Annotated in this window: 13 protein-coding genes; 3 read left to right on the top strand and 10 right to left on the bottom strand. The window is 46.3% G+C overall.

From position 1 onward, the window contains the following. Positions 1–124: 124 nt before the first annotated feature. Together ACKTT9_RS25730 and ACKTT9_RS25735 are read right to left on the bottom strand one after the other, a co-directional pair. Positions 125–1,966 (bottom strand): PAS domain S-box protein, encoded by a 1,842-nt coding sequence (locus ACKTT9_RS25730; protein WP_407868125.1) that lies wholly within the window; start codon positions 1,964–1,966, stop codon positions 125–127. Positions 1,967–2,192: 226 nt separating this feature from the next. After that, positions 2,193–3,071, bottom strand: coding sequence for a phytanoyl-CoA dioxygenase family protein (locus tag ACKTT9_RS25735; protein ID WP_407868126.1), 879 nt, complete (start codon positions 3,069–3,071; stop codon positions 2,193–2,195). 172 nt (positions 3,072–3,243) lie between these two features. Here ACKTT9_RS25735 and ACKTT9_RS25740 point away from each other — a divergent pair, with 172 nt between their 5' ends. Further along, positions 3,244–4,104, top strand: a complete 861-nt coding sequence (locus ACKTT9_RS25740) for an AraC family transcriptional regulator (protein WP_407868127.1) — start codon at positions 3,244–3,246, stop codon at positions 4,102–4,104. Between the two features lie 69 nt (positions 4,105–4,173). Here the strand turns inward: ACKTT9_RS25740 and ACKTT9_RS25745 are convergent, their stop codons facing one another. Further along, positions 4,174–5,373 (bottom strand): ATP-binding protein, encoded by a 1,200-nt coding sequence (locus tag ACKTT9_RS25745; protein WP_407868128.1) that lies wholly within the window; start codon positions 5,371–5,373, stop codon positions 4,174–4,176. 234 nt (positions 5,374–5,607) lie between these two features. Here ACKTT9_RS25745 and ACKTT9_RS25750 point away from each other — a divergent pair, with 234 nt between their 5' ends. Together ACKTT9_RS25750 and ACKTT9_RS25755 are read left to right on the top strand one after the other, a co-directional pair. Next, positions 5,608–6,765, top strand: coding sequence for a glycosyltransferase family 4 protein (locus tag ACKTT9_RS25750; protein ID WP_407868129.1), 1,158 nt, complete (start codon positions 5,608–5,610; stop codon positions 6,763–6,765). Positions 6,766–6,779: 14 nt separating this feature from the next. Beyond that, complete coding sequence (locus tag ACKTT9_RS25755; RefSeq protein ID WP_407868130.1) at positions 6,780–8,108, top strand: UDP-glucose dehydrogenase family protein; 1,329 nt, start codon at positions 6,780–6,782, stop codon at positions 8,106–8,108. Positions 8,109–8,166: 58 nt separating this feature from the next. On the opposite strand, the gene ACKTT9_RS25760 is transcribed toward ACKTT9_RS25755, so the two are convergent. The 7 genes from ACKTT9_RS25760 to ACKTT9_RS25790 are packed head-to-tail and all read right to left on the bottom strand — an operon-like array spanning position 8,167 to position 15,631. Then, positions 8,167–8,844: an MgtC/SapB family protein gene (locus ACKTT9_RS25760; protein WP_157322333.1), complete on the bottom strand. Its 678-nt coding sequence runs from the start codon at positions 8,842–8,844 to the stop codon at positions 8,167–8,169. 48 nt (positions 8,845–8,892) lie between these two features. Further along, the gene (gene ald / locus ACKTT9_RS25765) at positions 8,893–10,026 is read right to left on the bottom strand and encodes an alanine dehydrogenase (protein ID WP_407868131.1); all 1,134 of its coding nucleotides are present in this window, start codon (positions 10,024–10,026) and stop codon (positions 8,893–8,895) included. Between the two features lie 19 nt (positions 10,027–10,045). Then, positions 10,046–11,146, bottom strand: a complete 1,101-nt coding sequence (gene phnW, locus ACKTT9_RS25770) for a 2-aminoethylphosphonate--pyruvate transaminase (protein WP_407873110.1) — start codon at positions 11,144–11,146, stop codon at positions 10,046–10,048. A gap of 42 nt (positions 11,147–11,188) precedes the next feature. Further along, on the bottom strand, positions 11,189–12,004 hold the full coding sequence (gene phnX, locus ACKTT9_RS25775; RefSeq protein WP_407873111.1) for a phosphonoacetaldehyde hydrolase: 816 nt from the start codon (positions 12,002–12,004) through the stop codon (positions 11,189–11,191). A gap of 35 nt (positions 12,005–12,039) precedes the next feature. Then, positions 12,040–12,825: a DeoR/GlpR family DNA-binding transcription regulator gene (locus tag ACKTT9_RS25780; protein ID WP_407868132.1), complete on the bottom strand. Its 786-nt coding sequence runs from the start codon at positions 12,823–12,825 to the stop codon at positions 12,040–12,042. Between the two features lie 47 nt (positions 12,826–12,872). Further along, the gene (locus tag ACKTT9_RS25785; RefSeq protein WP_407868133.1) at positions 12,873–14,594 is read right to left on the bottom strand and encodes a putative 2-aminoethylphosphonate ABC transporter permease subunit; all 1,722 of its coding nucleotides are present in this window, start codon (positions 14,592–14,594) and stop codon (positions 12,873–12,875) included. Further along, complete coding sequence (locus tag ACKTT9_RS25790) at positions 14,594–15,631, bottom strand: putative 2-aminoethylphosphonate ABC transporter ATP-binding protein (protein ID WP_407868134.1); 1,038 nt, start codon at positions 15,629–15,631, stop codon at positions 14,594–14,596. Before ACKTT9_RS25790 ends, ACKTT9_RS25785 begins: the two co-directional genes overlap by 1 nt. Positions 15,632–15,712: the final 81 nt, after the last annotated feature.

Below are 15,712 nucleotides of genomic sequence, written 5' to 3' on the forward strand. Positions count from 1 at the left end.
CAGTATCGTTAGTGTCTTTATTATAAATCATGATTCCGCAGAAGTTTGTAAAACTTTGTCGACATGCTTTGAAGAATTTGTGAAATTTTATTTCAGAATGAAAAAGACGTTGAAAGCCCACTTTTTATAGCACAAAAGGGAGTTCAATATCGATGACTGTGCCTACTCCCAGTTTGCTTTGAATCCGCATGCTCCCATGGTGCGCTTCAATAATCCGATAACAAACCATGAGTCCAAGCCCAGTTCCTTCTTCTTTTGTCGTAAAAAAGGGGTCACCCAGTCTAGGTATGAGCTCCTCAGCGATCCCAATCCCATTATCTTTGAGCTTGATCAACATCTTCTTATTTCCTAAACGTTGAATAGCGATATGTATCATTCCACCGCCTGGCATGGCTTCCACGGAATTTTTCAACAAATTGATAAAGACCTGTTTCAACTGGCCTTCATCGCTTTTAACCATATGTTCGCCGCCGTTCATCCTATTAAAATCAATCTCAACATTATGCAGGAGCGCCTGGGGCTGGAGCAGAGAGACCACGTTTTCAATAATCTCGCAAATATTTTTATCTTCAAATCGGCTTCTTTGCGGCTTCGAAATAAGCATGAATTCGTTTACAATGCTGTTGATTCGATTTAATTCTACCAACATGATATCTGTGTACTCGACGATTTTTTGGGCAGGAGCACACTTGATAAGCTTTAAGAACCCTACAAGCGAGGTTAAGGGATTTCGAATTTCATGCGCGATTCCTGCCGCCAATTGTCCGACTACGGAGAGTTTTTCCGATTGGAGCAGCATCTCCTCCGCCGTCTTGCGTTCGGTGATATCTCTTAGCACCGTCTGGATAACAGGACGTTCCAAATATTTATGAAGCACGACAGATGAAGCCTCAATGGCAATGCGATCTCCGTGCAGACCTAACAGATTCAGTTCAATAAATGGGATATATTGATCGACGAACTCAACGGACTTGACTCTCTCTTTAAAAATCTCATGAAAATCGGGATGTATGAACTCAAGTACGCTTTTACCTATAACTTCATTCTGCTTTACTGCCCCTAACAGCTTCAATCCGATATCATTGATATAACAAATGATGCCTTCCTGATGCACAACGATTGGCTCAGGGAGCAATTTAATCATGCGCCTATACTCTTCATCCCGTTCGCGAACGATGCTTTCCATCACTTTTTTATGCGTCGTATCTCTACACAGTAATTGAACCGATGGTTTGCCCAAATACTCAACCGGAACGGCTCTGATTTCGACATTAATCAGTTGGTTGTCCAGCCTGACCAACTTCTTTTCAATAATATCCGTAGGCTTCTTGGTTTTCAGTAAATCCTCCACCTGCGCTTGAAGCTCGTCTCTTTCATCCGGATGAATAAATGCTATGGCTAACTTCCCTCGCACCTGATGTTCACTTTCTGCACCTACGAGCTTTAATGCGGCAGGGTTTGCATAGACGATAACAGATTCCGTGTATACAATAATCGGCTCCGGTGAGTGTTCGACCAAATTGCGATAGCGTTCTTCGCTTTCTTTCAGCTTCACAGCTTCCATTTTACGACTGGAAATGTCTCTTGCTACTTCCACTAGCGCAAAAATGCGGCCTTCGCTATCCTTCAGTGGGGATATGGTCATGCTGGCAAAAAAAGAATCGCCATTTTTGCGAAGTTTATGCGTCTCATAACATTCAGCCTGGTCATGATAAATCACACGGGAATGGATATTTGTTACTCGGTCAACTTCGTATGAGGGAACCGTCTTTAAACACTTTTCAAAAACCTCATCATTCGTCCAGCCATACATCTCTTCATACGCTTTGTTCACCTGCAAAATATGATTTTGAAGATCAATAACTGCAATGCTGGCATTTGTATGGTGAAAGCAAAGGTCGAATAGTTGGTTAATTTGCTGCATCCAATTTGTCGGTATTGGTTTACTCTCTACCCTATTATCCATGTTGTTAGTCCTCACCCTATCAATAACGCATGTGTTTTTAGTAACAATTCTATGTTCTTAAGCATTTTCCTTTCCATAAAAGGGTAAAAAGTGATTTTCCATTTCATGGATAATGTCGAATGCACAAAAAGGAGCGGCTCAGCAAGAGCCAACTCCTTATTTTAGGGACAGCATCACTTAAAAATCGACCAAAAATCCCCAGATAAAATCGATCCCGCCCAACAGATTAAGCCGGTGTGACGGGGATATGCTCCATCCGATTCTCCAGCCAATCCTCCAAGTTCGCAACGCGATCAGGATATTGGTAACTTCTCGCCAGGAATCCCGCTCCATGCCCCGGCATCGGGTCTTGATCCGTAGGCTGATAGCGCAGGTCTACACTCCAACGCACCTCATCGGATAAATTAGGCGTTGACATGTGCAGACAACGGTCATTAAACAGGATTGCGCTTCCTGCGGAGACCGGTAGAACGACAGTCTCTGTTTTGCCCAATTGGCTTTCGCGCAAAGCCGTGTAGCCTGTTCCTGTATCCTCTTCCCGGTGCCACTTCAGTAAGCGCTTACGGTGCGTGCGCGGTTTAATATGCAGACAACCGTTAATCTCATTTGCATCAACAAGCGGAATCCACACCGTAATCACGGGATTGGAATTGGCATCGGGCCAATAGGATTTATCTTGGTGCCAAGGTACTGCGCCTGCGGCAACCTTTGGTATTTTGGGTCGCGTGTTATAGACCGGATTGGAAAACAGCTCGCCGCCGATTAGCGATTCAACCGCATTCAAAATTTTGGGATTGCTCATTAAGTGAAAATAACCAGGAATCCTGTCTCTCCAGCTGCGCCCATATTTCAGGAAATGCTCCGCCGTCAAATCTTTGAACAATTCCGCCAAACGATATTTAAAAGGGCGATCTTCTAATTTGTCCTGAATGAGCCCTGCCTGCATAAGCTCTTCCGCAATGGCCGAGACCTTCGTCGTCATCGCTTCAATGGCCTGCGCGAGATCTTCTTCCTGAAGCAAATTGGGAATTACGAGATAGCCTTCTGTGTTATAAAAGTCGACTTGCTCTTTGCTCAAACTTCCGCCAATTTGGTTCACGTTCATTGTGTTCATTCCTCCTCAAAGTTGATCTACACTTATAAATTTAGCATCTTTGAGTTAAAACGTATTTATCCGGCTGTTCAAGGATTGATCAATTCTTCCGGTTATTTCTTTTCAACCTGAACATTATGACATACAATGAGATGAGAACCTGCTAGCAAAGGGAGACTGTCCGATGCCGATTTTGACAGCGATGAATCCATCTATAAGAACCGCCCACCACTACCGCTTTCCTTACAAGAAAAATGGCAGCGAATCTTTCCGTTTAGGTTATTGTTATGCCTTCCACCTCGTGACCGGCGGCAAAGGAGCCGTTACCCTTCCGACAGGAACATTCGCCATAGCCAAAGGTGATCTGCTCTATTTTCCGCCTAAGCTCCAGCATTCCTTTCATTCTGATGCCGCACACGCGCTATCGACCTATAACATTTATTGCGACTTATGGGTTATGCGCCCGGACGCCGGGCAAAAACATCTTGTTTGGAAAGAAACCGACTTCGATCCTCACATGTTGACGGCTATAGAGCCCAATTCTGACTTGGATAGCTTGCCTAATTTGCTACATTTCCAGCATCAAAGCGCCATTACCGACCTATTCGCCTTAGTCGTAGAACAGCATCAGAATGCTGCCCCCTACTCTGACGCTATAAGCAGAACCCTGCTCCAAGCCTTGCTGCTAAAAATTGTTCAACTGCATACCTACATGCCGTTCATTGATTTCCGAATCAAGCCTCTACTCGATAATATTCACCAGAAAGCCTATATGGGGTCGAGTTATGAATCCTGGCTGGAACAATGCAAGCTGAAGAAAACACAATTTCATCAACTGTTCAAACAGGCCACAGGCATGTCGCCCAAGGCCTACTGGACTTCCGTTATCATGAAGCAAGCCGCTGCCGCATTAAAAGAGAGCGCACGATCGGTCACTGACATCGCTGAAGATCTGGGATACTCCTCTATCCACCATTTCAGCAAGCAATTCACGCTGTATTATGGCATCTCTCCTTCGGAGTACCGGAATCGGCAGCGGTCATAAAATGTTTAAAACCCTAGCGAGAAATTCGCTAGGGTGACTGTCAATGCGTGTCCTTCTCCATGAAGTCACTTACAAAGCCTCCAACAAACGCTTCCGTTCTGCCGAGCCCATCGCCAAATGAATCAGATGAGCCATTAATTTCTTCTGTTCCACATTTAATCTAGCGAACACTCGGGGTTCCAGCTGACAGAGCTCCCGAATGACGGATTCCAGCTCATTTTTCTTCATCGTGTCCTCAGGACCGTCCGTGAAATCCGGAAAAGCCTTCGCTTCCGCAAACTCTTGAATGACATGGTCAGACAGTATTTCTAAATAAGGCTTTCTTTTCTGCTTAATAAACGCATTGATTTCTTCCAGCAGAAATTGGAAAGCATCGCTTTTCTTGCTCACACCAAAAGCTGCTTCGAGCTGGCCGCTTTGATCATCGCTCTCAAAATCAAAGTAGTCGAACAGTTTGCTTTGAATATAGACACTATGGTAAAAGGAGTCCCCTTTATTATTAAAGGTGGTCGGTTGTTTATACTTTTCGTCCAAATGGGAGTCGATGAAATACAGCTTGGAATATTCGTGGTTGATGCGGTCCTGCCACCGGATGAACTTAACTTCAAAGGCTGTTTGGCTGCCAGCATGAACGAGGTCAAAGCACTCTTTTTCCCCAATCAGACTTGAATAATCCAGAGATTGGCCATCCAGGCGAAGATCGAAATCTTTGTCCGCATGAAGCTCCAGAAACCAGCCAAATTCCTTGCAGAGATAGGCCGACAAATCCTCAAGGATGAAGTCCTGCACAATAGTATGAAAAGTTACACTCGTTCCTGGCTCTCCATCCGTCAATTTGATGCTCGAAACCTTGTAATCATCCAAAGTGTTCGCGCCAATTTGAATGGTATACGTATTTTTCAACAAGCCGTCTGTATAGGTCGTTTTCCATGTCGCATCGGAAGCAAAGCGATGAAAGGTTAATCGGCCGATCCCATTTTTACCGTGCATCGCCGATGTAGTTCTTGACCGCTTCTCTGGATCTATCTGCTTCTCCGACTCAAAAAAAGGTGTGAATTTCCGTTCCAATTCACGCCGATCAATCCCGTAACCATTATCCGAGATCACGATATGGTCAACACCGCCGAGCACATTTAAATGAAGTTTAACGTCTACCACTGTAGCTTGCGCATCGAAGCCGTTCCAAATATATTCGGAAATCGCCTGCAAATAATCAAATTTACGAAGCGTTTTTTCGATCCCTTTTGAGGATATTTGTATTTTGCCCACAACGATCAGCCCCTTCTACGAGTGAACTCTGCCTTCCTTTCTATCATATTCCAAATCTCTCATTGCTGTATGTCGATTTCTGCTACCCTTTCACCATTGATTTTCGACAAAATGAGGGTTCTACGCCCGTAATCAAGCCCTTGCTGTTTTAAAAAAGAATTAACATGCGGTTAACGTTCCACAAATAATCGAATGTTACCCTTAAGGCATCTAGGAACTACAGGAGGGATTCTTATGCGCCTCGCGTTGTTTACCGATACCTACGTTCCTCAAATGAATGGCGTTGCACTCACGTTAGGACGTCTTACGGATTATTTAAATCGTCGTGGTGTTGATCACCTCGTGTTCACGCCGAAATGCACCGATGAAATGGCTTACTCCGAACTGATTCGCCCCGTACCGTCCGTTCCTTTTTTTCTCTACCCCGAATGCCGGATTGCCTTGCCCAACATTATTTCTCTGCGTTCTGAGCTTGACCGCTTCCGTCCCCATCTGCTCCATATGGCAACTCCGTTTAACATCGGTTTGTGCGGTCTCCACTATGCCCGCAAGCATCGGATTTCGCACGTAGCCTCCTATCACACCCACTTTGATCGCTATTTAACCTACTATCGAATGAAAAGAGCCGTTCCGTTGTATTGGACATACATGAAGTGGTTTCACCAATCCTGTGACGCCACTTTCGTCCCTTCGACCGATACGATGCAGCACCTGCATGCACAAGGCTTTGACCGCATGCTTTTGTGGTCCAGAGGTGTTGATTGTGCGCTCTACACCCCCGATAAGCACACGAACGCAGTTCGCGAGCGATATGGAATTACAGCCCCTTACCTCCTCCTCTATGTAGGGCGCATCGCCCCGGAGAAAGATATAGATACCTTATCGGCCGTCATGCGTACTTTGCCTGATTCGCTGAAAGAGCGTGTTCACTGGCTCATCGTAGGAGACGGACCGCAACTGGAGGAGCTGCGCGAGCAAGCTCCGAACAATGTGACATTTGCCGGTTACAAGCAAGGGGAAGAACTCGCAGAAATCTATGCCTCATCCGATCTCTTCTTCTTCCCTTCCAGTACCGAAACATTCGGCAATGTCGTCCAAGAGGCAATGGCTTCCGGCCTTCCCGTTATTGCCGCAAATAGCGGTGGCGTGCGGGATATGATTGTTCCTGGACAGACGGGAACTTTATGTGAGCCCCGCCAGCCCGAATCATTCATTCAAGCTATTGACGCATTCATCAATGCCCCGGAACAATGGGCAGATTTCCGAAAAGCAGCAAGAGGTTTTGCCCTTGGACGCTCATGGGACGCTATCTTTGACAGATTGCTGGAGGACTACGAACAAATTATCGATGCTCGCCGAATTGGAAGTAAACTGGGATTCTATACAGCTTAAAGGAGGGGACATCCATGCGAATAACATTAGTCGGAACAGGATATGTGGGCTTGGTTGCTGCTGTGTGCTTTGCGAAACTGGGGCACGAAGTCATTGCTGTTGACCGTGAGCCCGTCATTCGCGGGCTGAAGGAAAATAAGCTGACCGTATGGGAACCTCAACTGGAGCCAGAGCTGGCCGATGTCTATGCCAAAGGGTTATTGAGCTTTGAAACAGATCTCGCCCGAGCCTCATCGGACACGGACGCTTTGATGATTGCCGTAGGCACGCCTACACGATCAGACGGTCATACGGATCTAGGTCATGTGCATGAAGTGCTGTCTCACTTGATGCAAGCCGGCACCTGTCCTCCCCTTGTGATCATAAAAAGCACTGTACCTGTAGGCACCTGCGATGAACTGGAAGCTACTTTGCTGGCGGCTGGTCTTCATACAGAAGTCGCCTTTAACCCTGAATTTTTAAGGCAAGGCAGCGCCTTCAAAGACTTCATGCAACCCGATCGCATCGTATTCGGTTGTAAAACGCTGCAAGCCGAATCCCTGCTTCGCCAATTATATGAGGGGATCGAGGCTCCTGTACATGTTTGCGACAGGCGCAGCGCTGAACTTATCAAATATGCATCGAACGCCTTTCTTGCGATGAAAATCTCATTCGCGAACATGATGTCCGATGTGTGTGAAGGCTATGGCGCAGATATCCGCCATGTCATGAGCGGAGTTGGCGCCGATCATCGCATCGGGCCTGAGTTCCTGTCGGCAGGCGTTGGTTATGGAGGCTCCTGCTTTTCCAAAGATTTGCAGTCCCTGCTGACGACCGGGAAGCTGATCGGCAGCTCGCTTCCGATTTTGGAAGCAGTCGCCAAAGTCAATGACCAGCGCATTCCAAGGATGATCGCCAAACTTATCTCGCTTTGGGGCAATCCTTTAGGCAAGCGTCTCTGCGTATTAGGCATCTCATTCAAGCCTAATACCAATGATGTTCGCGACGCGCCATTTCTAACCTTATTAGCTCAGTGTGAACGCCATGGCATCGAGGTTCAAGCCTTCGATCCTGTCGTCAGACAAGTTGGAGCCAAAACCGTTCAGGTGATGGATTCCCCTTATGCAGCAGCAGCCCAGGCCGATGCTATCATGATCATGACGGAATGGCCACAGTTTGCTGAACTCGATTGGCCTTACCTGCTTCACCTTATGCGTCGGCCTTATGTGCTTGACGGTCGGAATCTACTGCCAAGTCAAATTATCTCACAAATTGTTGATGTTGATGGGGCTATATATATGCCCGTAGGAAGGTCGATGGAGTGCAGCCCGGTCCCTTGGGCCGGGATCTCCTCACCGGAATAAACGAAATAAACCCCAGTCCTCCGAAATAGGACTGGGGTTTTTCCGTTCCGCCATACGGTTATCTGCTTTCAACTTCCACAAAAGTAACATGCTCAACTGATTTCAACGAAGCATAGATATCCGTTGCCTGCACTTTTTCATACGTTAGCAGCTTTAATTCCATTTGATTAGAGCTGCCTTCTACATCCTTTACTTTCACGCGTTCAATCTGAATGTTTAGCTCTTTTAACCTTTTGAAAATCCGGTTGGGATCCTGACTTTCATGACAGATGATTCGTACTTCCAAATATCGTTGTTTGAGAGAGCGGGGGCCGATCCACTTAATCATAATTGGGAAAAAATTCACAGAAAAAATGATGAAAATGACGGCTACGAATGCCTGCATATAATATCCAGCACCGGTTGCAATCCCAAGCGCAGATGCTGACCACACCATAGAGGCTGTCGTTAAACCGGAAATTTCATCATTGTTTTTTCTTAAAATGACGCCTGCGCCCAAGAAACCGACGCCGCTGATAATTTGTGCAGCAAGCCGCATGGGGTCCATGTTGGTATGACCTGGAATAGAAAATCGGCTTACGGATTCAATCGAAACCATCGTAATTAAGCAGCTGGCAACAGCAATAACCATGTTTGTTTTCATGCCTACTGGCTTATGTTTCAATTGGCGATCAATGCCGATTAACATGCCAAGAAATAGAGCAATGCCTAACTTAATAACAAAGGGAGATATCAACACTGTGTTTCTCCTCTCAACATGCCCCCGTCTATAGTGCGGGACTTGTTATACAGATACGGGAAGACCGTTTAGTACCGCGTCAATTTCAACGTAAGGATAACCATGAGCTTCAGCAACAGCTTTATACGTGACTTTCCCTTGAATCGTATTAAATCCTTTGGCTAAATCTTGATGCTGCAACCCGGCTTCTCGATAGCCTTTATTGGCAATTTGCAAGCCATAACCTACGGTCACGTTCGTTAAAGCAACTGTAGATGTCTGTGCGACCGCGCCAGGCATATTGGCAACTGCATAATGCACAACACCATGTTTCACGTAGGTCGGATTGCTGTGTGTCGTAATACGGTCGATAGTCTCTATCGAGCCGCCTTGATCAATAGCTACGTCCACAATAACGGAACCCGGTTTCATCGTTTTGACGGCAGCTTCGGTTACCAGACGCGGTGCCCGGCTGCCCGGGATCAACACGGCGCCGATCAGCAGATCCGCTTTCTTAACCGCCTCGGCAATATTGCTGCCATGCGACATCAACGTGCGCAGCCGTCCTTGGAATTGATCATCCAATTGGCGCAGCCGCTCTGGATTTACATCCAGCAGCGTAACGCTCGCTCCTAGACCTACCGCCATTTTCGCTGCTTGCGTCCCCACCACGCCCCCGCCGATAATGACGACTTCAGCTGGCGCTACCCCAGGAACACCGCCAAGAAGAATACCTTTTCCACCCTTGGACTTTTCCAAAAACTGTGCGCCGATTTGAATAGACATTCTGCCGGCTACTTCACTCATCGGGGTCAGAAGCGGAAGGGAACCGTTATTTAGTTGAATCGTTTCATATGCGATCGCGACGACTTTCTTGTCCGTTAACGCCCGGGTCAACTCGGATTCTGCCGCTAGATGCAAATAAGTGAACAGAATCAAACCTTCCCGGAAAAACCCATACTCCTCTGCCAGGGGCTCTTTTACTTTCAGCACCATCTCCGCCGACCAAGCATCCGCAGCTGTAGGTACGATTATGGCGCCTGCTGTCATATATTCCTCATCCTCAAAGCCGCTCCCCAAACCAGCGCCGGCTTCAATCCAAACCTCATGTCCGTAATGTTTAAAAGTGGCCACACCCGCAGGTGTAATCCCAACTCGATTTTCATTATTTTTAATTTCCTTCGGCACACCAATAATCATACTCTCGCCTCTCCTTCGCCTATGTCCAAAATTGTTCTTGCTGTATGGCATCCACAAGACGAATCATATCAGCCGCTTCCACTTCACCGATGTTGCCGATTCGGAACGTGTTGGCGTTCGTAATTTTCCCCGGATAAATCACAAAACCTCTGCGCTTCAACTTCTCATATAACGTTTGGAACTGGAACTCATCGCTTTCCGGATACAGGAAGGAAGTGATGATCGGCGATTGCAGCGCTTCCGGCAGCAAGGTCTCAAAACCGAGGACCTTCATTCCTTTGACGAGTGCCCGTTGGCTTGTTTTGTAACGATTGTATCTGGCGACAACGCCACCTTCATCGGCCAGTTCTTTCAATGCTTCATAGAAAGCACGGACAACGTGAGTTGGCGATGTAAAACGCCATTTGCCATTGTAGTTCTCCATTTTATCCCACTGGTCAAACAAATCGAGGGAATGGGAACGCGCCCATCCGGCGCACTTTTTCATTTTATCAATTTTGGCGATAATAAAACCGAATCCGGGAACACCCTGAATACATTTGTTAGCGCTGCTGATCAAGAAATCGATTTGTAGTTCCGCGATATCCAATGGAATTCCGCCGAAGGAGCTCATGGCATCTACGATATAAGTTTTGTTATATTTTTTGACGATGCGGCCAACAGCTTCTATCTGGTTCAACATGCCTGTCGTCGTCTCGCAATGAACAACAGCTACATGTGTAATATCCGTTTCTTTGCGCAGCGTATATTCCAGTTGATCCAAATCTGGAGGATGAACCTCCCCGTTATCCAAGAGAACGAGCGGAATATTCAGCATTTTCGCCATTTGGGCCATCCGTTGGCCATAAGCGCCATTTGCCATAACCAGAATTTTGCCATCCTGTGGAATAACGCTTCCGATGACCGATTCTACACAAAATGAACCGCTGCCCTGCATAAGAACGGAGGTATAAAGCGAAGTCTCCTTGGTTGCTAATTGGACAAGTTTAGTGCGAATATCCTGCACAATTCGATTATAATCATCATCCCATGTACACCAGTCTTTCAGCATCGCCGCTTTTACCCTTTTGCTCGTCGAGAGGGGGCCAGGCGTCAAAAGCAAATACGGGTTATCCTCAATCAAATCAATATTCATCGTTACGTCCTCCTTCGTTTTATTCATCTATTGTCCGCTTTTTGCTAACCGGGCGTTAATATCGTCAATGACTTTCACAAGATCGCCGATCGTCGGAATCACATAATCGGCCCCAGCTTGACGGAACCGTTCTTCGACAACGGCCATTTTCGCTGCCAATTCCGCAGCTGGCATCGTATTGACTTCCGCCTCGGTAAGACCGAGCTCGCTTCCACCTTTTACAACCCCAACACTCCAAGCCCCGGCATTAACACCCTCTTGAATATCGCTGACCGTATCGCCTACTTTGACAATCGCCTGGAACGGATAAACCCCTAAATTCGCTGCATTCGCGTAACACATCCACGGATACGGCCGCCCGGCTTTCACTTCGGAAGGAGTAACCAAGGAATCCGGCTCATACCCTTTCAACTTGGCCTCCCGGCTCACCACTTCCATCATTTCCGCCGTATATCCAGTTGTAGAGCCAATTTTCAGTCCTCTGTTTCGCAGTTCCTTCACTAAGTCCAGCGCGCCAGGGATCGGATCCGTATAATTCGGTAAAATTTCAAATAGCAAAGGTTCGAAATCGGCATACAGGTCATCCACATCCGCATTCGTCGGCAGAGCCCCGAATTTATCTTTCCACAACTGAGCGATTCTTGGAATGCTGCATAGGGTATGGATATGATCCCACTTCAATAGTCCCATCGGACCGCGTGCTTCTTCAGCTGTAATGGCAATGCCCCGTTTCTCAAATATCCGCAGGAATACGTCCAGTGGCGCAAAACATCCATAATCAACCATCGTCCCTGCCCAATCAAAAATAACAGCTTGAATATGACCTTCATAATTTTTCGGCATCATAACCATTCCTCTCATAGTTCGTAAATCGATATTCATTCTGATGTTATCCACTCGACATGCATTTCTTCCAGTTCAACTTCCCATTCTTCCGGTGCAGGAACATTGCTGACAATGACATCGATATCCCGCAAATCCGCCATTTTATAAAATTGCACCATGCCTATTTTGGAGTGATCGGATACCACAATGCTCACTTTGGCATGTTCCATCATCTTCTTCGCTAATTGACCACGTTTTTCATCAAAAGAGGTGATCCCTTTGTCAATCATCATCCCATCGATGGAGATAAACGCTTTGTCCGCGTAGAAGTACTCCACCATTTTCTCCGCCAATGAGCCAACAACCCTGGATTGCAAAGAGCTTACTTTGCCTCCGATAAAAAAAATTTCCCCGGAGTACAACTCCCTGTTCTTATACTCAATTAGCGAATGAAGTGCAGGAATGGAGTTTGTCAAGATCGTGAGATTTTGCTTATCAAGCAAGTGTTCGATCATCTGCATTGTCGTCGAGCCATCATCGATAAAAATCACTTCATTGTCCTGGACAAGAGCTGCAGCCCATTTGCCTATTTTACGTTTCTCCTCCACATTCAGTACTTTTCTGTTCAAATGGGAGGGTTCTTCCCGGGAACGATTCACTTTCACCGCTCCGCCGTAGACCCGCTTCAGCTTGTTAGCCTCTTCAAGGTCCTCCAAATACCTGCGTACAGTCTCCGAAGAAACCTGGAGCACCTCGACAAGCTCATTGGTAATCACTTTGCCTTCGGCATTGATCTGATTAAGGATATACTCCTTACGTTCTTCCCCGATAAGTGACACGAACGTGAACCTCCTTGCACAACTGCCTCATTGTTTGTTCATAGCGGCTACTTTCGAATTTGCCAAGCTTCCGTTTTCTTTCTTACTTTTTTGGAAAGAAGCGTGTACAGCAGTCTTACGATAATATTCGTAATCACGATGAGCACCGCCATAGCTGCCGCTGCTGCTACATCACCTGCATCCTCCATGCTCACCAGCGCTACTGCTGCTAAGTTCAAATCCGCTGACCGCAGAAATACTACAGCAGAAACCGTAACCATGGAGTTGACAAAGAGGTACATGGCAATTTCTATGATTGCCGGTAGACACATAGGAACCGTGACTTTCAGCAATGTTTTGTAAAATGGCACACGCATCGATTCTGAAACGAGCTCGAATTCTTTATCCAGCTTCTTCAAGGCTGTCGTCGCCGTGATGAACGGCACGCCATAGAAATGAGTGATATTGGCGAGTACAAGGATAATCATCGATCCATAAATCCAGTTCATGGGATTGTTCGGATTATTAAAGAAGAAAATGTAAGCCAAACCTATGACCATCCCTGGCAGCGCTAGCGGTAGTACCGACAGAAAATAGCCAATCTGCCTAAGTCCGTTCAAATGACGCGATTTCTCAATGAGATAGGCGAATAAAAACGTGACGATGGTCCCAACGATTGCTGTAAAAAACGACACCTGCAAACTGGTCCAGAACGGATCAAGTCCTGAGCCTGCGACACCGGAGAAATCATAATGTTTGAAGCTGAAATTTAAGTTATAAGGCCAAACTTTAATTAACGAAGCACATGCGATTGTTATTAATGGAATGAGAATCAAAATCGAAATGACTACTCCGAACAATTGAAAGATGGTGTCTCGAGCTTTCCCCCCGGCTATCCGATAGGGAGTTGATTTGGAAGAAAGCATGGAACGCTGTTTTCTCTCGACCATTCGGTCAACAACAAAAGCGATGATTGCCGGAATGGTTAACAAAATGCCCACTGTAGCGCCCATTGACATATTTTGCTGTCCGATGACTTGCTTATATATATCCGTGGCCAGTACGTTGAATTTACCGCCAATGGCTTGTGGCGCCCCGAAATCCGTAAAACAAGCCGTGAAACATACGAAGATTGCACTGATTAATCCATATTTGACCGAAGGCAGGGTAACTGTCAGGAACATTCTTACCTTACTTGCCCCTAATGTCTCCGCCGCTTCATACAGCCGTTGATCCGTGATGGATAATGCGGTAATAAAAATGAGGAACGCTTGCGGAAACAAATAAATAACTTCAGAAATAACAATTCCCACAGGACCGTAAATCGGAATACGAATACCGGGCAATAATCCGAAAAAACCGGATGTCAATATCCCTTGATTGCCAAACAGATACGTTAAAGCAATTCCGTGCATCATGGTCGGCTCAAAAAGCGGCAGCATGGCGACATAATGCAAGTAGGCTTTACCTCGAATCGCCGTCCGGCTAATCCCATACGCATATAGGAATGCCAAGGTCACGGCAATACCAGTAGAAAGCAATGAAACCCATACCGTATTCCATAAGGATTGCGCCAAGGAAGGTGTCGTAAAATACTTGATGAAATTCTGGATCCCGATGAATTCTGCATTCGTATTGAAAAAAGCTTTACTGAACAGCAAACAGAGCGGTACTAAAATCGTAAACGACAATGTAATAACGAGTACGACGATTAGGAAATTTTGCAAATTGAGGATTTCTCCCCAGTTTCGACGAACAGACGGCGTCCAGGCAGCGCTTTGCTTCTCCATCACGCGATCACCACATCATCCGGTGTAAAGGTAATGACTCTCTCTTGCGGAAACTCAACAGACACTTCAGCGAACTTCATCAAGTTTAACTTGTGTGCATGTTGTGCAGAGACATCCACGGAAAGCAGCTGATTTCCTAGCAGATCTTTCAGCTCACGAATGGGCTGCAAAATCAATCTATAAAACGGACCTCTAAACTCCATGTGCTTAACAACAGCTTGGTATCCTGAACCTGAAGAAGAAATACGAATATGTTCGGGTCTGACGGCAAAATTGGTGAGCGGCAAGTTTCCTTTGCGAGGCCCGTAGGCCAAGAAATTAATCGAACCTATAAAATCCGCTACAAAAGGCGATTCCGGTTGATCATACACTTGCTGAGGACTCCCCACTTGCATAATTTCAGCATTATTCATAACGACAATCCGATCCGCCATGGTCAATGCCTCTTCTTGATCATGCGTTACCATAATGGTTGTAATCCCCAACTTTTCTTGCAAGCTGCAAATTTCTTCACGCAGTTTGGTCCTAACTTTGGCATCTAACGCTGATAATGGTTCATCCAGCAAGAGAAAATCAGGCGATAATACAACGGCTCTGGCAAGTGCAACGCGTTGCTGTTGGCCTCCTGAAAGCTGGGATGGATAACGTTCTTTCAAATGTAGTAAATCGACTAGTGAAAGCGCCTCGCTTACTTTGTCGCTGATTTCCTTCTTCGTAAGTTTCCTCCCCTGCAAGCCGTAAGCCACATTCTGAGCAGCCGTTAAATTTGGAAATAAAGCGTAAGATTGAAAAACCATGCCGAAGTTTCGTTTGGATGGCGGCAAATCTGTGATGTCCTTGCCTCCAACCGTGATTCGCCCGCGCGTCGGTTTCTCAAGACCGGCGATAATGCGCAGCAAGGTTGTTTTGCCACAGCCGCTTGGGCCAAGCAAGCAAATGAATTCATTCTTTTTAATATCAATATTTATTTCTCTAAGCGCTGTAAAGGAGTCAAATGTTTTGTTCACACCTTGAATGGATAAATAGGCTTCTGGCATAAGCTGCCTCCTTGAACTTAGATTTGAGAAGGAAGCGACTGCTGACCCAGGCAGATCCGGACAGCAGCCGTTTCATTAACT

It is taken from the genome of Paenibacillus sp. P36 (assembly GCF_045866505.1).
Lineage (GTDB): Bacteria > Bacillota > Bacilli > Paenibacillales > NBRC-103111 > Paenibacillus_E > Paenibacillus_E chondroitinus.

What these genes read in the sequence shown, in the direction of transcription:
- ACKTT9_RS25730 (WP_407868125.1), bottom strand. Translation starts at nt 1,966, where the DNA reads ATGGATAATAGGGTAGAGAGTAAACCAATACCGACAAATTGGATGCAG.
- ACKTT9_RS25735 (WP_407868126.1), bottom strand. Translation starts at nt 3,071, where the DNA reads ATGAACGTGAACCAAATTGGCGGAAGTTTGAGCAAAGAGCAAGTCGAC.
- ACKTT9_RS25740 (WP_407868127.1), top strand. Translation starts at nt 3,244, where the DNA reads ATGCCGATTTTGACAGCGATGAATCCATCTATAAGAACCGCCCACCAC.
- ACKTT9_RS25750 (WP_407868129.1), top strand. Translation starts at nt 5,608, where the DNA reads ATGCGCCTCGCGTTGTTTACCGATACCTACGTTCCTCAAATGAATGGC.
- ACKTT9_RS25755 (WP_407868130.1), top strand. Translation starts at nt 6,780, where the DNA reads ATGCGAATAACATTAGTCGGAACAGGATATGTGGGCTTGGTTGCTGCT.
- ald (WP_407868131.1), bottom strand. Translation starts at nt 10,026, where the DNA reads ATGATTATTGGTGTGCCGAAGGAAATTAAAAATAATGAAAATCGAGTT.
- phnX (WP_407873111.1), bottom strand. Translation starts at nt 12,004, where the DNA reads ATGCCGAAAAATTATGAAGGTCATATTCAAGCTGTTATTTTTGATTGG.
- ACKTT9_RS25785 (WP_407868133.1), bottom strand. Translation starts at nt 14,594, where the DNA reads ATGGAGAAGCAAAGCGCTGCCTGGACGCCGTCTGTTCGTCGAAACTGG.
- ACKTT9_RS25790 (WP_407868134.1), bottom strand. Translation starts at nt 15,631, where the DNA reads ATGCCAGAAGCCTATTTATCCATTCAAGGTGTGAACAAAACATTTGAC.